At 64.2% G+C, this 17,192-nt stretch carries 19 protein-coding genes; 11 read left to right on the top strand and 8 right to left on the bottom strand.

Translation table 11 applies throughout. The features are described from left to right. Positions 1-2: 2 nt before the first annotated feature. Positions 3-1,358, bottom strand: coding sequence for a glycerol-3-phosphate transporter (gene glpT, locus AB7E19_RS10995; protein WP_319859305.1), 1,356 nt, complete (start codon positions 1,356-1,358; stop codon positions 3-5). Between the two features lie 489 nt (positions 1,359-1,847). Here glpT and AB7E19_RS10990 point away from each other — a divergent pair, with 489 nt between their 5' ends. Then, positions 1,848-2,696, top strand: a complete 849-nt coding sequence (locus tag AB7E19_RS10990; protein WP_039038615.1) for an MIP/aquaporin family protein — start codon at positions 1,848-1,850, stop codon at positions 2,694-2,696. A gap of 54 nt (positions 2,697-2,750) precedes the next feature. Continuing rightward, complete coding sequence (gene glpK, locus AB7E19_RS10985) at positions 2,751-4,253, top strand: glycerol kinase GlpK (protein ID WP_010674229.1); 1,503 nt, start codon at positions 2,751-2,753, stop codon at positions 4,251-4,253. Between the two features lie 177 nt (positions 4,254-4,430). Here the strand turns inward: glpK and AB7E19_RS10980 are convergent, their stop codons facing one another. Continuing rightward, positions 4,431-5,333 (bottom strand): LysR family transcriptional regulator, encoded by a 903-nt coding sequence (locus AB7E19_RS10980; protein ID WP_041212776.1) that lies wholly within the window; start codon positions 5,331-5,333, stop codon positions 4,431-4,433. A gap of 168 nt (positions 5,334-5,501) precedes the next feature. Between AB7E19_RS10980 and AB7E19_RS10975 the strand changes: the two genes are divergently transcribed. The 5 genes from AB7E19_RS10975 (at position 5,502) to AB7E19_RS10955 (ending at position 9,158) form a co-directional block, all read left to right on the top strand. After that, positions 5,502-5,888 (top strand): DUF6404 family protein, encoded by a 387-nt coding sequence (locus AB7E19_RS10975; protein ID WP_010674227.1) that lies wholly within the window; start codon positions 5,502-5,504, stop codon positions 5,886-5,888. Positions 5,889-5,914: 26 nt separating this feature from the next. Further along, positions 5,915-6,280, top strand: a complete 366-nt coding sequence (locus AB7E19_RS10970) for a VOC family protein (protein ID WP_042880989.1) — start codon at positions 5,915-5,917, stop codon at positions 6,278-6,280. A 153-nt stretch (positions 6,281-6,433) separates the two neighbouring features. Further along, positions 6,434-6,724 (top strand): putative quinol monooxygenase, encoded by a 291-nt coding sequence (locus tag AB7E19_RS10965; protein ID WP_427935255.1) that lies wholly within the window; start codon positions 6,434-6,436, stop codon positions 6,722-6,724. A gap of 67 nt (positions 6,725-6,791) precedes the next feature. Further along, the gene (dkgB, locus tag AB7E19_RS10960) at positions 6,792-7,595 is read left to right on the top strand and encodes a 2,5-didehydrogluconate reductase DkgB (protein WP_427935253.1); all 804 of its coding nucleotides are present in this window, start codon (positions 6,792-6,794) and stop codon (positions 7,593-7,595) included. 393 nt (positions 7,596-7,988) lie between these two features. Further along, the gene (locus tag AB7E19_RS10955; RefSeq protein WP_113070459.1) at positions 7,989-9,158 is read left to right on the top strand and encodes an MFS transporter; all 1,170 of its coding nucleotides are present in this window, start codon (positions 7,989-7,991) and stop codon (positions 9,156-9,158) included. Positions 9,159-9,220: 62 nt separating this feature from the next. On the opposite strand, the gene AB7E19_RS10950 is transcribed toward AB7E19_RS10955, so the two are convergent. Genes AB7E19_RS10950 through AB7E19_RS10940 form a run of 3 tightly spaced genes read right to left on the bottom strand, consistent with a single transcriptional unit; the run spans position 9,221 to position 12,061 of the window. Next, the gene (locus AB7E19_RS10950) at positions 9,221-9,334 is read right to left on the bottom strand and encodes a CydX/CbdX family cytochrome bd oxidase small subunit (protein WP_102948233.1); all 114 of its coding nucleotides are present in this window, start codon (positions 9,332-9,334) and stop codon (positions 9,221-9,223) included. A 28-nt stretch (positions 9,335-9,362) separates the two neighbouring features. Then, positions 9,363-10,490, bottom strand: coding sequence for a cytochrome d ubiquinol oxidase subunit II (gene cydB / locus AB7E19_RS10945; RefSeq protein WP_042015906.1), 1,128 nt, complete (start codon positions 10,488-10,490; stop codon positions 9,363-9,365). Then, the gene (locus tag AB7E19_RS10940) at positions 10,490-12,061 is read right to left on the bottom strand and encodes a cytochrome ubiquinol oxidase subunit I (protein ID WP_427935250.1); all 1,572 of its coding nucleotides are present in this window, start codon (positions 12,059-12,061) and stop codon (positions 10,490-10,492) included. Before AB7E19_RS10940 ends, cydB begins: the two co-directional genes overlap by 1 nt. A 120-nt stretch (positions 12,062-12,181) precedes the next feature. On the opposite strand from AB7E19_RS10940, the gene AB7E19_RS10935 reads away from it, so the two are divergent. Further along, positions 12,182-13,630 carry a PLP-dependent aminotransferase family protein gene (locus AB7E19_RS10935; RefSeq protein ID WP_427935248.1) on the top strand — a complete coding sequence of 483 codons (1,449 nt, stop codon included), beginning with the start codon at positions 12,182-12,184 and terminating at the stop codon, positions 13,628-13,630. Between the two features lie 26 nt (positions 13,631-13,656). On the opposite strand, the gene AB7E19_RS10930 is transcribed toward AB7E19_RS10935, so the two are convergent. Beyond that, complete coding sequence (locus tag AB7E19_RS10930; RefSeq protein ID WP_039038605.1) at positions 13,657-14,115, bottom strand: GNAT family N-acetyltransferase; 459 nt, start codon at positions 14,113-14,115, stop codon at positions 13,657-13,659. Between the two features lie 160 nt (positions 14,116-14,275). Then, a complete protein-coding gene (locus AB7E19_RS10925) occupies positions 14,276-14,926 on the bottom strand; it encodes a tellurite resistance TerB family protein (RefSeq protein WP_042015902.1) in 651 nt (216 codons plus the stop codon). Between the two features lie 174 nt (positions 14,927-15,100). On the opposite strand from AB7E19_RS10925, the gene AB7E19_RS10920 reads away from it, so the two are divergent. From AB7E19_RS10920 to AB7E19_RS10910, 3 genes are all read left to right on the top strand, one after another. Beyond that, positions 15,101-15,568 carry an acyl-CoA thioesterase gene (locus AB7E19_RS10920; protein WP_010674201.1) on the top strand — a complete coding sequence of 156 codons (468 nt, stop codon included), beginning with the start codon at positions 15,101-15,103 and terminating at the stop codon, positions 15,566-15,568. Between the two features lie 84 nt (positions 15,569-15,652). Further along, positions 15,653-15,808 carry a pleiotropic regulatory protein RsmS gene (gene rsmS, locus AB7E19_RS10915; RefSeq protein WP_010674200.1) on the top strand — a complete coding sequence of 52 codons (156 nt, stop codon included), beginning with the start codon at positions 15,653-15,655 and terminating at the stop codon, positions 15,806-15,808. A gap of 20 nt (positions 15,809-15,828) precedes the next feature. Further along, entirely contained in the window at positions 15,829-16,296 is a 468-nt protein-coding gene (locus AB7E19_RS10910; RefSeq protein ID WP_319910558.1) for a GyrI-like domain-containing protein, read from the top strand. Between the two features lie 16 nt (positions 16,297-16,312). Here the strand turns inward: AB7E19_RS10910 and AB7E19_RS10905 are convergent, their stop codons facing one another. Then, entirely contained in the window at positions 16,313-17,155 is an 843-nt protein-coding gene (locus AB7E19_RS10905) for a LysR family transcriptional regulator (protein WP_029314296.1), read from the bottom strand. Between the last annotated feature and the right edge of the window lie 37 nt (positions 17,156-17,192).

The following is a 17,192-nucleotide window of genomic DNA, read 5'->3' as shown; positions in this document are numbered from 1 at the left end:
TTTTATGCCTTATGGGCAGCCGCCTTGGCGGCAATCGACTCGTTCTCGTGCTTGAGGGTCATGGCCAGCAGGATGATGGAGAGCACGCAGGAGACGGTGAGCACCAGGAAGCCGCCGTCCCAGCCGAAGTGGTCAACGGTATAGCCCAGCATGGCGTTGGCCGCGACCGCGCCACCCAGATAACCGAACAGGCCGGTGAAGCCCGCCGCGGTACCGGCCGCCTTCTTGGGCGCCAGCTCCAGGGCGTAGAGGCCGATCAGCATGACGGGGCCATAGATGAGGAAGCCGATGGCGACCAGGGCCATCATGTCGATGGTCGGGTTGCCCGCCGGGTTGAACCAGTAGACCAGCACGGAAAGGGTCACCAGCACCATGAACAGGATGCCTGCCGGGGCGCGGCGGCCCTTGAACATCTTGTCGGAGATCCAGCCGCACAGCAGGGTGCCCGGGATCCCCGCCCACTCATAGAGGAAGTAGGCCCAGGAGGAGTGATCCACGCTGAAGTCCTTGGCCTCTTTCAGATAGGTGGGCGCCCAGTCCAGCACGCCGTAACGGATGAGGTAGACGAAGGCGTTGGCGATGGCGATGTACCAGAGCAGCTTGTTGTGCAGCACGTACTTCATGAAGATCTCCTTGGCGGAGAACTCCTGCTCGTGGCTTTCGTTGTAATCCTTCGGGTAGTCGTTCTTGTACTCCTCAATGGGGGGAAGACCGACCGATTGCGGGGTATCGCGCATCACGAAGAAGGCGATCACCGCGATGGCCGCCGCCGCCGCCGCAGGCACATAGAAGGCGCTGCGCCAGTCGTTGAACCAGCCCATGCCGAGGATGAACAGGGGGCCTATCATGCCGCCGCCCACGTTGTGGGCCACGTTCCAGACCGAGACGATCTCACCCCGCTCCTTCTGCGACCACCAGTGCACCATGGTACGGCCGCAGGGGGGCCAGCCCATGCCCTGTGCCCAGCCGTTCAGGAACAGGAGCACGAACATGATGCCAATGCTGGAGGTAGCCCAATGCATGGTCCCCATCATGAACATGATGCCTGCCGAGAGCAGCAGACCGGCGGAGAGGAAGTAGCGCGCGTTGGATCTGTCCGACACGTTCCCCATCAGGAATTTGGAGAGACCGTAGGCGATGGAGACGCCGGAGAGGGCCAGACCCAGATCCCCGCGGGAGAAGCCTTGCTCGATGAGGTAGGGCATCGCCAGACTGAAGTTTTTCCGTACCAGGTAGTAACCCGCATACCCGAAGAAGATCCCGAAGAACACCTGCCAACGCATGCGTTTGTAGAAGGGATCCACCTTGTCGGCCGGCAGCCGGTCAATATGGGGTGCAGGCCTGAAGAGACTAAGCATGTTCTGCTTCCTTTTATTGTTGTTCTGGGCGGTTGAGGACGCCCCGCTCATGCCGCGATCAGACGCGTCTTGATTCGCAAGCGAGCCTATTGTGCTCATTTGTGAACATTTAATCTGTGATGAGCGCTAAATTATTGCAGTTTTATTACAAAAATTGTGACGCAGTGAGTGAACGCGCATCCAGGGTCAGCCCACGCATGGCGTGGCTTTTGGCTACTCACTAAGGAGTAATATGGCCGACAACTGTTGCTTTTCGTCACATTTTCTTAGCAATGAATGGGATCTTGCCCACATTTCCGGTGGCGGGGGTATGGTGAATTGACGCAGAAGGTTTATTTTCTCTCTCGTCCAAGAACGAGCGCAAACGAGCATAACGTTTGCGCAAGCTCAAAAAACAAGAAGAAACGTTTTCGGGCGCAATGAATGGGAATGAAAGATAACAAAACGGAACATCAAACCTACTGTGGGTGGATATAAGGAATAACAACTATGAGCATACAAAGACCCAATACCCTGCTTGGCGAGTGCCTCGCCGAGTTTATCGGCACCGGCCTGCTGATCTTCTTCGGCGTCGGCTGTGTGGCCGCCCTGGTGCTGGCTGGCGCCAACTTCGGGCAATGGGAAATCTCCATTACCTGGGGCCTGGGTGTCGCCATCGCCATCTATGTCACCGGTGGCATCTCCGGTGCCCACCTCAACCCTGCCGTGACCCTGGCGCTGATGACCTTCTGCGGCTTTGACAAGCGCAAGGTGGTGCCCTTCATCATCGCCCAGATAGCCGGGGCATTCGCCTCCGCCGCCCTGGTCTACGCCCTCTACAGCAACCTGTTCACCCAGTGGGAGCTGACCCACAACGTGGTGCGCGGCAGCGTCGAGAGCCTCGGCACCGCAGGCATCTTCTCCACCTACCCCAATGCCCTGCTCTCCAACATGCAGGCTTTCGCGGTCGAGATGGTGATCACCGCCGTCCTGATGCTGGGCATCATGGCACTGGGTGACAACAACAACGGCGCCCCCAAAGGCTTCGCCGCCGCCCTGCTCATCGGCATCCTGATCGCGGTGATCGGCGCCTCACTCGGCCCCTTGACCGGCTTTGCCATGAACCCGGCCCGTGATTTCGGCCCCAAACTGTTCGCCTTCGTGGCTGGCTGGGGTGACGTGGCCCTGACCGGTGGTCGTGACAACCCCTACTTCTGGGTCCCCATCCTTGGCCCCATCGTCGGCGCCCAGATCGGTACCGCCCTGTATGTGAAAGTGCTGGCTCCCTGCGTCCCGGGCAACCGCGTCGCCACCGAAGAAGCCGCCAAGCTGTCTAACAAAGAAGAGGCCGCCGCCTGAGAGCGGCCCTCCCCAACGTGTAACAACGTGGAAAATAAAAACGTGGAGAACATCATGTCTGCTGAAAAGAAATTTGTCGTTGCGCTGGACCAGGGCACCACCTCCTCCCGTGCCATTGTCTTCGATCAGGACGCCAACATCGTCGCGACCTCCCAGCGCGAATTCACCCAGCACTACCCGAAAGCGGGCTGGGTCGAGCACGACCCCATGGAGATCTGGGCGACCCAGTCCTCCGTCTTCACCGAAGTGCTGGCCAAGAGCGGCCTGCACAGCGAGCAGATCGCCGCCATCGGCATCACCAACCAGCGTGAAACCACCGTCGTCTGGGAAAAGGCCACTGGCAAGCCCATCTACAACGCCATCGTCTGGCAGTGCCGCCGCACCGCGGCCATCTGCGAAGAGCTCAAGGCCCGGGGCCTTGAAGAGTACGTTCGCGAAAACACCGGCCTGGTGCTGGACGCCTACTTCTCCGGCACCAAGGTGAAGTGGATCCTGGACAACGTGGAAGGGGCCCGGGAGAAGGCGATGAATGGCGAGCTGCTGTTTGGCACCATCGACACCTGGCTGGTGTGGAAGATGACCAACGGCGAGGTGCACGTCACCGACCCGACCAACGCCTCGCGCACCATGCTCTACAACATCCGCGACCTGAAGTGGGATGAGCGCATGCTGGACGAGCTGGGCATCCCCGCCTCCATGCTGCCGCAAGTCAAACCCTCCTCCGAGGTCTATGGCTACACAACCCGTGGCGGCGGCGCCCGCATCCCCATCGCCGGTATCGCCGGTGACCAGCAGTCCGCCCTGTTCGGCCAGCTCTGCTTCGAAAAAGGGATGGCCAAGAACACCTACGGTACCGGCTGCTTCATGCTGATGAACACCGGCACCGAGCCGGTTCGCTCCAGCAACGGCCTGCTGACCACGGTCGCCATCGGCCCGAAAGGGGAAGTGAACTACGCACTGGAAGGGGCGGTCTTCATGGGCGGCGCCACCATCCAGTGGCTGCGCGATGAGCTCAAGATCATCCACGATGCCCGCGATACCGACTACTTCGCGAGCAAGGTGGGCGACACCAACGGCGTCTACCTGGTACCGGCCTTCGTGGGCCTGGGCGCCCCCTACTGGGATCCGTATGCTCGCGGCACCATGGTCGGCCTGACCCGTGGCGCCAACCGCAACCACATCATCCGTGCGGCGCTCGAATCCATCGCCTACCAGAGCCGCGACGTGCTGGATGCCATGCAGCAGGACTCCGGCATCAAGCTGGCAGCCCTGAAGGTGGACGGCGGCGCCGTGGCCAACGACTTCCTGATGCAGTTCCAGGCTGACATGATGCACACCCCTGTGGTGCGTCCGACCCGCATCGAGACCACCGCCATGGGCGCAGCCTTCCTGGCCGGCCTTGCAGTCGGCTTCTGGAAGAGCTCTGAAGAGCTGGAAGACAAGTTCAGCGTGGACCGCGAGTTCATCCCGCAGATGGACCGCGACGATCGCGCCAAGCGCTACAGCGGCTGGAAGAAGGCGGTGGAACGCTCACGCCGCTGGGCCGAAGAGGAGTGATGGGGTAACCGACGCGTCCTTGAGATGAAAAAAGCAAAGAGGCCGACAGCAATGTCGGCCTCTTTTATTGGCGCTCGCAAGCCCCTCGGCCCCCTCCCCTTGAGGAGTGGGAGAAAATAACCCCTCCCCCTCGTGGAGGGGGAGGCCGGGAAGGGGTTGGAACTGTCGACATGCCCTTTACAACGCTTCAGCGCCGAGCTGCTCTTTCAGGAAATCGAGCCAGACCCGCAGCCGGATGTCCCGTTGGGCATCGGAGTAGAAGACCGCATGGATGGGGCGCGAGGCACCGCTGTTGCTGCGGGCCAGCACCTCCACCAGGGCGCCGCTCGCCCTGTCATCCCCCGTCATGAAGTCCGACAGGCAGACGATCCCCTGCCCCGCCAGCGCCAGCTGACGCAAGGTTTCCCCGCTGCTGGCCCGCAGGGTCGGGGTGATGGCGAACCTGTCCCCCTGCTCCTCGCTCAATAGGGGCCAATGATTGAGGTGATCGGGGTGCAAAAAACCGAGCAGCTCGTGGCCCGCCAGCAAGTCAGCCGGCTGGCGCGGGGTACCGCGTGCCTTCAGATAGTCGGGGGAGGCCAGCAGCCGCAGCCGCGAGCGGCCCAGCGGCAGGGCCCGCAGGGAGGAGTCCGTCAGCTCGCCGATGCGAATGGCCATGTCCACCCGCCGCTCCATCAGGTTGATGAAGCCCTCGGAGCTGTGCAGTTGCAGCTCGATGGCGGGGTAGCGGCGGCGAAACTCGCCGATGATGGGCACCAATCTATGCAGGATGAAGGGGGTGGCGGCGTCCACCCGCAATATGCCCTCCGGCTGCTCCCGGCGCATCAGCAGCAACCCTTCCGCCTCGCTCATCTCGGTCAGGATCTTCACCGCCCGCTGATAGAACCAGCTCCCCTCCTCGGTCAGGCTGACCCGGCGGGTGGTGCGGTTGAGGAGCACGGTGGCGAGCTTCTCTTCGAGGCGCTTGATGCCGCGGCTCACCACGGAATTATCCATGCCGAGATTCTCCGCCGCCTGGCGAAAGCTGCCCGCCTCCACCACCGCCACAAACAGGGTCAATTCATCGGAATGGGTCTTCATTGTTGTCATCCTGGCAAGAGTAATGGGTCTTTATAGGTGCAATGGCCGGGAGTTGGCAAGACAGGCGTCGCTTCGTATCGTGACGCACCACCTGTTTTATCTGCGCCATTGCCAGTACAATGCCGCCAACCGGCACCGTATGGCGCCACACTATGACAGGGACGATCAATGACATTCGACAACAGGCTGGCCGCCGCCCATCGGGAGCTGGCCGAGAAGGGCGTGCAAACGCTCAACTACAACCCGCCGATTATCTGGCTGCTGCGAAAGGCGGGGTTCACCATCAGGCCGCCCCACTACGAACGCTTTCTGATCAACGTTCTTGCCCTGGGACTCCCCATCGGCGCTATCTGGGGGGTGTTGATGTGGTGCCTCGGCTGGCAGGATGAGGTGAGCCCGGGGTTTGCCCTGCGCCAGAGCCTGCTGTTTGGCATCGGGCTCGGTCTGCTGATGGGGACCTGGTTCTGGTTTAGGCGCAAGCAGCTCAAGCTGACCCCCTGGGACGCCTTGCCGCACTCCACGAGCCCCACGCAAAAGCGCTGGCAACCGAAATAACCACCGATATCGACAAGGAAACCCTTATGACAAGGGCCCATGAAAAACTGAACTATGTGGAATTTGCGGCCAGGGATCTTGCCGCCACCAAAGCCTTCTTCACCGCCGCCTTTGGCTGGCAGTTTGCCGACTACGGCCCCGATTATTGCGCCTTCGAAGGGGAAGGGCTGGATGGCGGCTTCTACCGCACCGAACTGTGCAGCCAGAGTGCTCAGGGCGGGGCGCTCCTGGTGTTCTACAGCGCCGATATCGAGGCGACCCAGAGCAAGGTAGCCGGCGCAGGGGGCACCATAGTGCGCCCCCTGTTCGATTTTCCCGGTGGCCGCCGCTTTCACTTTGTCGAGCCCAGCGGCAATGAATTTGCGGTCTGGTCCGAACCGGCCAGCGCCTGATAATACTCCGCCCTCCCCTGGCCCACCTGCACCACGACCAGCCATGGGGAGGCCACATTGCTGCACTCACCTCAATAGTGTTTTGCGACTGCTGCCCTGTATCCCCCAGTCTGGGGCGGGCATACTGACTCCCGTCTTAACGAGGAGGTTCAGATGCCATCCCCCCTGATTGTGATTGCCCAGCTTGACGCCAAACCCGAATTCGCCGCCCAGTTTCGCGCCGCCCTCGAGCCGCTGATCGCCGCTACCCTGCAAGAGCCGGGGTGCCTTCGCTACCAGTTGCACCAGAGCCTGGAGAGCCCCCACGGCTGGATGCTGTACGAGGAGTGGGAGAGTGAAGCCGCCCTGCTCGCCCACCAGCAGCAGCCCCACTACATCGCCTTTGCCAGCCTCGCCTCCCCCTGGTTTGCCAACCAGGTCGTGAGCCGCTACCGGCGCGCCTGACTGCCTCCGCCCTCGGCGCAGGCAAAGCCCATCATTTGAGCGTAGAAACACTAACCTGAGGAATTTGATGATGAAGATGCCCAACCTGGGTCTTGGAACCTTCCGCCTGAAAGATCAGCCCCTTCGCGACTCCCTGCTCCAGGGGCTGGAACTTGGCTACCGTCATATCGATACCGCCCAGATCTATGACAACGAGGCCGAAGTCGGCCAGTTGATGAGAGAGAGTGGCGTGCCCCGCCAGGATATTTACCTGACCACCAAGGTGTGGACCAGCGAGTTCGGTCCGGGCAAGGTGATCCCGAGCCTGGAAGTGAGCCTGGAAAAACTCGGCACCGACTATCTGGATCTGGCGCTCATTCACTGGCCCTCCCCCCAGGATGAGGTGCCGATGGCGGTCTATCTGGAGCAGCTCGCCGAGGCCAAAGCCCGGGGCCTGACCCGGGAGATCGGGGTCTCCAACTTCACCGTGGCCCAGCTTAAACAGGCCATCGAGATTTTGGGGCCGGGCGCCATCGCCCACCAGCAGGTGGAGATCCACCCCCTGCTGCAAAACCGCAAGGTGGTCGAATTCTGCCAGGAGCACGGTATCGCCATCACCGCCTACATGCCGCTCGCCTATGGCAAGGTGCTCGCCGAGCCGCTGCTGATGGAGATCGGCCAGCGCCACGGCGTCTCGGCAGCCCAAGTGTCGCTGGCCTGGCTGCTGGCCCAGGGCATGACGGTGATCCCGAGCTCTACCAAACGGGAGAATCTGGCCGCCAACCTGGCCGCCCTCAAGGTACGGCTCAGCAGCGATGAGATGGCCGCCATTGCCACCCTGGATCGGGGTGAGCGCTGCGCCAACCCGGACTTTGCGCCGGATTGGGATTGATCCCCCTCATCCCCAGCCCTTCTCCCGCCAGGGGAGAAGGGAGCAAATAAGGCTCAATGACATTCTTCAGCACCAGCGGGAGGCACAATGCCTCCCGCTTTTTTTGTCCCCAATACCGCGCGTCACTGCCACCCGCGCCGCTGGCCCCCTCCCCTGCATCCTTCCGCTGCCCTCCCTCTTTATTCCCAGTTCGGTCTGTACGCTTTGCCTCTGCATTCAACTCGCGCTGTACGGCCCACTCTTGTCTCTGCAACCTCAGCCACTCCCACTTTCACGGCCCCATTGCTGCTGATTTGGCAAAAGTAATTTGACGTTGTCGTCATTTTTACCAACAAACACCCTCGGCATACTGGCGCCATTCTCCCGTCGGGAGTCCCAATCCAAGGAGTTGTTATGCCACTGGCGTTATTTGCCCTCACCTTAAGTGCCTTTGCCATAGGCACCACCGAATTCGTGATCGTGGGGCTCATCCCCACCATCGCCGAGCAGCTCAATGTCTCGCTCCCCTCGGCAGGCCTCCTGGTCAGCCTCTATGCCCTTGGGGTGGCCATCGGCGCCCCCGTGCTCACGGCGCTCACCGGCAAGCTGCCGCGCAAGTGGCTGCTGGTGGGACTGATGGCCCTCTTCACCGTCGGCAACCTGCTGGCCTGGCAGGCCCCCGGGTACGAGAGCCTGATTGTGGCCCGCATCCTCACCGGGCTGGCCCACGGGGTCTTCTTCTCGGTAGGCAGCACCATCGCCACGGGTCTCGTGGCCAAAGAGAAGGCGGCCAGCGCCATCGCCATCATGTTCAGCGGCCTCACGGTCGCCCTGGTGACTGGCGTCCCACTTGGCACCTGGATTGGTCAGGTCTTTGGCTGGCGCGAAACCTTCCTGGTGGTGAGCCTGCTCGGCCTCGTCGCCATGGTGGGCAGCATGCTGCTGGTACCGGGGAACCTGCCGAAGGGGGCCGCCTCCAGCGTTCGCGAGCAGCTCTCGGTGCTCACCAGGAAGCCCTTGCTGCTGGTCTACGCCAAGACGGCGCTCGGTTACGGCGGTGCCTTCACGGCGTTTACCTTCCTCGCCCCCATCCTGCAACAGGTGAGCGGCTTTAGCGCCGGCGCGGTGAGCCTCATTCTGCTGGTGTACGGGGTATCGGTCGCCGTCGGCAATATCTGGGGCGGCAAGCTCGCCGACCGGATGGGCCCATTGCCTGCGCTGAAGCTGCTGTTTGCAGGTCTCGCCCTAGTGCTGCTGGTGCTCACCTTCACCGCGCCGCACCCGGTGCTGGCGGTACTGACCGTGCTGGTGTGGGGCGCCTTCGCCTTTGGCAACGTGCCGGGTCTTCAGGTACTGGTGGTGAAACAGGCCGAGCGCCACACCCCCAATGCCGTGGATGTGGCCTCCGGTCTCAACATCGCCGCCTTCAACGTCGGCATTGCGCTGGGCTCCGTGGTCGGCGGTTTCGTGGTGGAGCACCTCGGCCTGATGCACACCCCCTGGATTGGCGCCCTCATCGTGCTGCTGGCCTACGGCCTCACCCATGTCAGCGAAGCGGGCGAGCGGCGCGCCGCCCTTGCCTGACCCCGGGCAAGCAAAAGGCCGACACCCTGTGTCGGCCTTTTGTCATGGGCAAGATGCGAGGCTCAGGGCTCCTTGAGCTCCTCATCGGCAGCCCAGCGCGCCTCCAGCCAGAGCAGATTGACCAGCCCGCAGAGCAGGGCGAACCCCAGCCCCAGCAACCAGGTGAAATACCACATATCGCGTTGATCCTTGTGTTGAAGCGGATTAGTAGAGGCTGTGGCCGTGCTGGCGCACCTGTTCGGCGCTGACCCTGCCGCGCACCACCCGGTATACCCAGAGGGTGTAGCCGATGTTGACCGGCATCAGTACCCCGACAATCCCCAGCATGATAAGCAGGGTGCGCTCGCTGGAGGTGCTGTCCCACAGGGTCAGGCTGCTGGCCGGATCCAGGGACGAGGGCAGCACGAAGGGGAAGAGCGCGATGGCCACGGTCAGCATCATGGCGGCGCAGGCACCGCCGCTGGCAACGAGCGCCAGCCCGGACTTGCCGAGGCGGCTTGCCAGCGCGCACACCAGGGGCAGCAGGAGCCCGAGCACAGGCACGGCCCAGAGCACCGGATGGGCGACAAAGTTGCCAAGCCAGCCCGCCGGCACCGCCACCACCTCTTTCATCAGCGGAGTGAGGGCGCCGTTGAGATCGCCGATGGCCGTGATGCGATACCCCGCCATCTCCCCAAGCCAGACGCCGCCAAGGGCAAAGAGGGCGCTCGCCAGGGGGCCGAGCCAGAGGGCGAGGCGGGCGCTGCGCGCCGCTATGGCCCCCTGGGTCTTGCACTGCAGGAAGCTGGCACCGTGCAGCAAGAGCAGCGCCAGCGCCGTCCCCATGGCGGTCAACAGCAGCGGCCAGTGGAACGCAAAGGCGCCATAGTGGATGCGAAGGGCCGCATCGAAGCGAAACGGCAGCCCTTGCAGCACCAGGCCAAGGGTGGCACCAAACACCAGGGTCGGCAGCAGACCACCCACCACCAGGGCGCGGTCCCACCAGCGGCGCCAGACCGGGTCCGGCAGCTTGCTGCGATAGTCAAAGCCCACCGGGCGCAAAAAGAGGCCGAACAGCAGGAACATGAAGGGCACGTAAAGCGCCGAGAAGGCGGCGGCATAGACCAGGGGCCAGGCGGCAAACAGGGTGCCGGCACCGGCGATGAGCCACACCTGGTTGCCCTCCCACACCGGCCCTACGCTGTTGAGCAGCACCCGCCGCTCGTCATCCGTCTTGCCGACCACGGGCAACAGCATGCCGACCCCGAGATCGAAGCCATCCATCACCACGAAGCCGACCAGCAGGAAGAGCACCAACCCCCACCAGATCACTTTCAGGGTTTCGTAATCCATCAGGCAGGACTCCCGTTTTGCAACACTTCACCTTGATAACGACCCGTCTGCAGGCTGGCAGGCCCTTTGCGGATCACATGACGCAACAAGAACAACTCCACCACCAGCAGGCTGCTGTAGATGAGGAAGATGACGATGAGGCTGAACCAGAGCTGCCCCGGTTGCAGCAGGGAGACGGAGGCCGACACCGGCAGCACGTCGCTGATGGTCCAGGGCTGGCGACCGAACTCCGCCACGAACCAGCCCGCCTCGATGGCAATCCAGGGCAGAGGAATAGACCAGAGCAGGGCCCTGAGCAGCCGCGGGGATTGCACCAGCCTGCCCCGGCACAGCTGCAGGAAGGCGGCGGCAAAGAGCGCCAGCAGCGCCACGCCGATGCCCACCATCAGGCGAAAGCTCCAGAACAGCGGCGCCACCTGGGGGATGGAGTCCTCCACCGCCTTGGCGATGGCCCCCTCGTCCGCCTTGCCAATCTCCTTGGCATAGGGGGTGAGCAAGAGGCCGTAGCCCAGATCGCTGCGGTGGCGATCGAAGGTGGCGCGGGCCGCCTGGTTGCTGCCATCTGCCCGCATCGCTTCGAGCGCCTCGTGGGCCAGCATGCCGCTGCGAATGCGCGCCTCGTGCTGCGCTTTCAGATCTTTGAGGCCCGTTACCTGTTCATCCAGGGAGCGGGTGGCGATGATGCCCATCAGATAGGGGATCTTGATGGCCGCGTGGGTGGTCTCGGCACGCTGATCCGGCAGGCCGAACAGGGTGAAGGAAGCCGGGGCGGGCTCCGTCTCCCACTCCGCCTCGATGGCGGCGAGCTTGACCTTCTGCACCTCACCCGAGCGATAGCCCGACTCGTCCCCGAGCACGATGACCGAGAGGATGGCCGCGAGGCCAAAGCCCGATGCGATGGCAAAGGATCGCAGGGCGAAGCGCACCTCCATGCCGCGCAGCAGATACCAGCTGCTCACCCCCATCACGAACAGAGAGGCCGCCACATAGCCTGCCGCCACCGTGTGGACGAACTTGACCTGGGCCACCGGGTTGAAGATGACCGCGGCCACGTCCACCAGCTCCATGCGCATGGTCATGGGGTTGAACTCGGCGCCGACCGGGTTTTGCATCCAGCCGTTGGCGATGAGGATCCAGAGGGCGGAGAGGTTGGAGCCGAGCGCCACCAGCATGGTCACCAGCAGGTGCTGACCGCGGGAGAGCTTGTCCCAGCCGAAGAAGAAAAGGCCCACCAATGTGGACTCGAGGAAAAAGGCCATCAGCCCCTCCACCGCCAGCGGGGTGCCGAAGATATCGCCGACATAGTGGGAGTAATAGGCCCAGTTGGTCCCGAACTGGAACTCCAGGGTGATCCCGGTGGTCACCCCCATCACGAAGTTGATGCCAAACAGCTTGCCCCAGAAACGGGTGATGTCCTTGTAAATCACCTTGCCGGTCATCACGTAGGCCGACTCGGCGATCACCAGGATCCAGGACAGCCCCAGGGTGAGGGGCACAAACAGAAAGTGGAACATCGCCGTCGCCCCGAACTGTATTCGGGAGAGGCTGACCACATCATCCAGGCTTATCATGCATGACTCTCTATGTTGCATTTAACGGACAGGTTTTCGCCCGCCAAGTACACCATGGTCCATGACACCTATAACAGATGCAGTTATAGTGAAAAACACCTATAACAGTTTGGGCCCACCATGTCACGCTACGGCCAGTTGGCAGACCAGCTGCAACAGCAGATCACGAGCGGCCTCTGGCAGCCGGGGGAGCGCATACCCTCGATCCGCCAGAGCTGCAAGACCCATGGCCTCAGCCCCATGACGGTGCTCCAGGCCTATCAGTTGCTCGAAAGCCGGGGCTTCATCCTGGCGCGGCCCCAGTCCGGCTACTACGTCAAGGCCGCGAGCACGGCCCGGCGGGAGAGCCAGCCCCAGCAGGCCCGCTACAGCGGCTCGGTGGACATCAACGATCTGGTGTTCGAGGTGCTGCAGGCGAGCAAGTCACGGGAGCTGGTGCCCCTTGGCATGGCGGTGGCGGACCCGACACTCTTCCCCCACCCCCAGCTCGGCCGGGCCCTCGGCAGTTGCATGCGCCGCCTCGATCCCTTCAGCACGGTGGCAGATCTGCCCCCCGGCAACGAGGCACTTCGCCGCGCCATCGCCCGGCGCTACGCCGGCGAGGGGATGGCGGTGGATCCCCAGCAGATCATCATCACCACGGGGGCCATGGAGGCGCTTTCCCTCAGTCTCCAGGTGCTGACCGAGCCCGGCGACTGGGTGGTGGTGGAGTCCCCCACCTTCTACGGCGCCCTGCAGGCCATCGAGCGGCTCAAGCTCAAGGTGGTGGAGATCCCGGTGATCCCCGGGGTGGGCATCGATCTCGCCCTGCTGGAGGACGCCCTCGCCCAACGCCCCGTCAAGGCGTGCTGGCTGATGGGCAATGTGCAGCACCCCCTCGGCCACACCATGCCCGATGAGCACAAGCAGGCGCTGATGGGGCTGCTCAACCGCCATCAGGTCCCCCTGGTGGAGGATGACGTCTATGCGGAGCTCTATGTCGGGCGCGAGCGGCCAAGGCCCATCACCCATTGGGATGCGCGGGGAGAGAGCCTGCTGTGCGGCTCCTGGACCAAGTGTCTGGCGCCCGGCTTTCGGGTCGGCTGGGTGGTGGCGAAGCGCCACGCCGAGCGCATCCAGCGGCTGCAACTGATGTCGACCCTGTCGACCAATGTGCCCAGTCAGCTGGCGCTGGCCGACATGTTGCGCCAGGGCGGGGTGGACGCCCACTTTCGCCGCCTGCGCCACACCCTGGCCCAGCGCCAGCAGCAGATGCGGGCAGCCCTGATGCGCCTCTTCCCCGAGGCGCGCATCTCCTCCCCCGACGGGGGCTACTTTCTCTGGCTCGAATTTGACGCCCGCCTCGATGGCCGGGCGCTCTATGCCAGCGCCATCGAGCAGGGCGTCTCCATCGCCCCCGGGGCCCTCTTCTCCAGCCAGGGCCAGCACAACCACTGCCTGCGCCTCAACAGCTCCCATCCCTGGAGCCCTCAGCTGGACGCGGCGCTCAACCGGCTTGCGGGCCTCATCGCCCGGCAACGGGAAACCTGGCAGAGCCCCCCAGACGCCTCACACGACAAGGGCCCGTAACGGGCCCTTTTGCAAGCGAATGCGCCTTACCTGGCCATGGTCTGTGACTGGGCCTTGAAACCCAGTCGCTCGTAGAGGGCCCTGGCCCGCTCGTTGAAAGCCATCACCTCCAGGCGCAACTGGCTTGCGCCCCGTGCCTTGCCCCACTGGTCCCCGTGGGCGATCAGCGCCCGGCCGATGCCCCGGGAGCGCTGCCCCTCATCCACCACCACGGTCGTGATGCGGCAGACGGGCAGCTTGCTGAGAAAGGGGACGCTCTCGTTGAGGTCGATGCGGGCGGTGAGAAAACCCGCCACCTCCCCCGCCACCACCGCCACGCAGAAAAGACGCGCCTCGTCGGCTATGGCGCCGAGCAAGAAGGCCCTGTCCTCCGGGGACGGGGGGCAGAACACCTCGGGCACCTGCTCGAAGTGGAGCTGACCTATCTGCCGGTTCAGGGCCAGAATGGCGTCGATATCCTGTTCAGTTGCCTTGCGAATGTCCACCTGATGCTCCTTGCAGTGAGGGGCGCCAGCGAGGAAAGAGGCTCGGCGGTCACCCTTTGGAACCCGCATCTTATCGGCTCGTCACGGCAATCAACAGCCCACCGGCAACGACAAGGCCCCATGACGGGGCCTTGTGGACAATCCTGATGGCAATGCGGGATCAGCCCGGCGCCCCCAGCTGGGCCACCTGGCGCTCTATGCTCCCCTTGAGGTTGTCATCCAGCTTCAAGGCCCGCGCCAGCTCGTCCAGATAGCCGCGCTCCATGAAGTGATCCACCTCGATGGTGAGCAGGGAGGCGAGGTAGACCTCGGTCGCCAGCTCCATGTCCGTCACTTCTCGCGCCAGGACATGGGGGTCGAGGGGGCGGGAGAGCTCGGCGTCAATCCAGCGGGCCGCATCCCGCTCCCCCTGTTCGGTCAGGTACTCCTGGATCTTCTGGCGCTCGGCGGCATCGATGTGGCCGTCGGCCCGGGCTGCCGCCACCATGGCGCGCACCAGCAGGTTGGCGCGGGCATCCAGGGCCTTGCCCTCCAGGGTGTCCAGGGGCTGGGTCGGCTGGGCCGGGGTGGATTGCTGGGTCTGCCAGTCCTGATAGAGTTTGTAGGCCAGCCCCCCGAGAGCCGCCGCGCCCCCCACCGCCGCCACCTTGGTGCCATATTTGCGCATCTTCTTGTTGCCAAGCAGCAGCGCCATGGCCCCGGCGGCCAATCCCCCCTGCGCCATGCCCTTCATCTGGGCCTTGCGCGTGTCACCACCGTCGTTGAGCCAGCCCTTGCCAGCTCCCATCAATTGCTCCAGCATCTGTTTCATGGGGCCTCCTCGCTCGCGTGATGAGTCATGCTGGGCCGCCTGCGCTGAACTCAAGGTGAATGACGGCGCAGACAAGAAGAGGCGCTGGTTGGATCAGTGCCGGCCCCGCCCGCTGCTATTGTCCCCGGGGGACAGCCAAGGAGTCCCCCCCTTGCATCGACATAAGGAAGTACCATGAGCGCCCGTGAACTGACCCTGCAATTTCTCGCCGAACCCGCCGACGTCAACTTTGGCGGCAAAGTCCATGGCGGCATGGTGATGAAGTGGATTGACCAGGCCGGCTACGCCTGCGCCGCCGGCTGGTGTGGCGGCTATGCCGTCACCGTCTATGTGGGGGGCATCCGCTTCTTGCGCCCCATCCAGATAGGCCAGTTGGTGGAGGTGCACGCCAAGGTGATCCACACCGGTACCACCAGCATGCACCTGGCGGTGGATGTCTACAGCCGCCACCCCACCGACCCGGAGCGGCGCAAGACCACCCACTGCATCATCATCTTCGTGGCCATGGACGAGCATGGCAAACCCACTCCGGTGCCCCAGTGGCAGCCGGTGAGCGAGAGCGATCTGCAGTTGCAGCAGTACGCCAAAAAGCTGATGGCCCTGCGCGAGGAGCTGGACAAGGAGATGCGCCAGCACATGTGACCTGTCCCGCCCCGGGCTGCCGGGGCGTGTCTTCGCGCCGCCGGGCGCTATAATGGCGACCACCCTTGCCCTTGAGAACCCAAGATGTCCCTGGAAAATGCCCCCCCCGAGGTCCAGCTCGCGGTGGATCTGATTGAACTGCTGGAAACCAACCACATCGCCCCCGCGCTGGCGCTGGCGGCACTCGCCATCGTTCGCCGGGATTATGAGCGCAAGCTCGAGGAAGGTCGGGAGGCCTGAGCGCCCCCGCAGGAGGCACCATGTCAGCCCCCATTCGCATCGAACAAGGCCGCGCCATGCTCCTCGGGGGGCTGCGCCGTCACCACCCCTTCGAGCAGGGGGACTTCGCCGACCAGTGGCGCGACCTCAGCGCCCTGCTTCCCCTGCCGGGGCAACTCGGTGAGCATGCCTATGGCGTCATCTGCGCCGCCACCGACACCCACTGCGAATACCTCTGCGGGGTGGAGGTCGCCACCCTGGAGGTGCTGCCTCCCGGGCTTGGCCGCATGCGCATCGCCCCCCAGACCTACGCCATCTTCTTGCATCAGGGGCATGTCGCGACCCTGCCACATACCTGGAGGCAGGCCCTGGCGTGGCTCGCGCAATCGGACTATCAATCTGCCCAGCAGCCGGATTTCGAGCGCTACGGCGCCCGCTTTGACGCCGCCACCGGCAGCGGCGAAGTGGAAATCTGGCTCGCCGTGGTGCCAAAACAGGCCCTGGCCTGACCCCTGACCGCCCGGGCTACCTCGGCCCCATCACCTCGTCACAGAGCGCGATCAGCGCCTCCCCCAGCCGGGCGAGGGGCTCGCTCGTGCCCGGCCCCTGGTGCAGGGCCAGCTCCACCGAGCGCACCGCAGGCCAGTGGGCCAGCACCACCTGATCCGGTTGCAGCAGGCGCGCCGGCAGCAGGCTGACCCCGATCCCCGCGCTCACCGCCCCTTGCAGGCTGGCGAGACTGCCGCTCACATAGGCGATGCGCCAGGGGATCCCCTCGGCATCCAGGGCGTCGGTCATCTGGCGCCGGTAGAGCCCCTCGCTTGGAAACACCACCAGAGGCAGGGGGTCGCGCCCGGCGGCGGGCCACTCCCGGCTGTCAACCCAGGCCAGGGGCTCGCGCCAGCGGGCGATGGGCTCCCCCTGGCCGCGCCCCTGCTTGATGAGGGCCAGATCCAGCTCTCCCCCTTCGAACGCCTGCCACAGGGCATGGCTGAGATCGCTTTGCACCTCCAGCCGCACCTGCGGGTGCGCGCGGGCGAAGGCGGCCAGCACCGGGGTCATGGCCCCCGCGGCAAAATCCTCCGGCACCCCGAGGCGCAGGGGATGGCTCGCCTCGCTCACCCGCTCCCCCGCCCGGGCCAGCAGCCCCAGGATGCGGCGCGCCAGCCCGAGCAGGGTCTCCCCCTGGGCCGTGGTCACCACCTGGCGGCCGGATCGGTCGAGCAGGGTGCAACCCAGCTGCTGCTCCAGGCGGCGCATCTGCTGGCTCAGGGTGGACTGGGTGAGGTGGATACGCTCGGCGGCGCGGGTAAAGCTGCCAGTTTCGACGATGGCGACGAAGCTCTGCAGCAATTGGGGGTCCAGCAGGGGGCGCTCCATGGGCAATCTCCATTTATAAAACCAC

Source organism: Aeromonas sp., from assembly GCF_050252055.1.
In the GTDB taxonomy this organism is placed as follows: Bacteria; Pseudomonadota; Gammaproteobacteria; order Enterobacterales; family Aeromonadaceae; genus Aeromonas; species Aeromonas caviae.
Note: the sequence above shows the minus strand (reverse complement) of the source record. Positions and strands in the feature narration are given on the sequence as shown.

Bases quoted from the DNA above. Each gene is read 5' to 3' on its own strand.
- AB7E19_RS10955 (WP_113070459.1), top strand. From the start codon at position 7,989: ATGCCACTGGCGTTATTTGCCCTCACCTTAAGTGCCTTTGCCATAGGC.
- AB7E19_RS10990 (WP_039038615.1), top strand. From the start codon at position 1,848: ATGAGCATACAAAGACCCAATACCCTGCTTGGCGAGTGCCTCGCCGAG.
- AB7E19_RS10935 (WP_427935248.1), top strand. From the start codon at position 12,182: ATGTCACGCTACGGCCAGTTGGCAGACCAGCTGCAACAGCAGATCACG.
- cydB (WP_042015906.1), bottom strand. From the start codon at position 10,490: ATGGATTACGAAACCCTGAAAGTGATCTGGTGGGGGTTGGTGCTCTTC.
- AB7E19_RS10970 (WP_042880989.1), top strand. From the start codon at position 5,915: ATGACAAGGGCCCATGAAAAACTGAACTATGTGGAATTTGCGGCCAGG.
- AB7E19_RS10920 (WP_010674201.1), top strand. From the start codon at position 15,101: ATGAGCGCCCGTGAACTGACCCTGCAATTTCTCGCCGAACCCGCCGAC.
- AB7E19_RS10965 (WP_427935255.1), top strand. From the start codon at position 6,434: ATGCCATCCCCCCTGATTGTGATTGCCCAGCTTGACGCCAAACCCGAA.
- glpT (WP_319859305.1), bottom strand. From the start codon at position 1,358: ATGCTTAGTCTCTTCAGGCCTGCACCCCATATTGACCGGCTGCCGGCC.
- rsmS (WP_010674200.1), top strand. From the start codon at position 15,653: ATGTCCCTGGAAAATGCCCCCCCCGAGGTCCAGCTCGCGGTGGATCTG.
- AB7E19_RS10950 (WP_102948233.1), bottom strand. From the start codon at position 9,334: ATGTGGTATTTCACCTGGTTGCTGGGGCTGGGGTTCGCCCTGCTCTGC.
- AB7E19_RS10910 (WP_319910558.1), top strand. From the start codon at position 15,829: ATGTCAGCCCCCATTCGCATCGAACAAGGCCGCGCCATGCTCCTCGGG.
- AB7E19_RS10925 (WP_042015902.1), bottom strand. From the start codon at position 14,926: ATGAAACAGATGCTGGAGCAATTGATGGGAGCTGGCAAGGGCTGGCTC.
- AB7E19_RS10940 (WP_427935250.1), bottom strand. From the start codon at position 12,061: ATGATAAGCCTGGATGATGTGGTCAGCCTCTCCCGAATACAGTTCGGG.
- glpK (WP_010674229.1), top strand. From the start codon at position 2,751: ATGTCTGCTGAAAAGAAATTTGTCGTTGCGCTGGACCAGGGCACCACC.
- dkgB (WP_427935253.1), top strand. From the start codon at position 6,792: ATGATGAAGATGCCCAACCTGGGTCTTGGAACCTTCCGCCTGAAAGAT.
- AB7E19_RS10975 (WP_010674227.1), top strand. From the start codon at position 5,502: ATGACATTCGACAACAGGCTGGCCGCCGCCCATCGGGAGCTGGCCGAG.
- AB7E19_RS10980 (WP_041212776.1), bottom strand. From the start codon at position 5,333: ATGAAGACCCATTCCGATGAATTGACCCTGTTTGTGGCGGTGGTGGAG.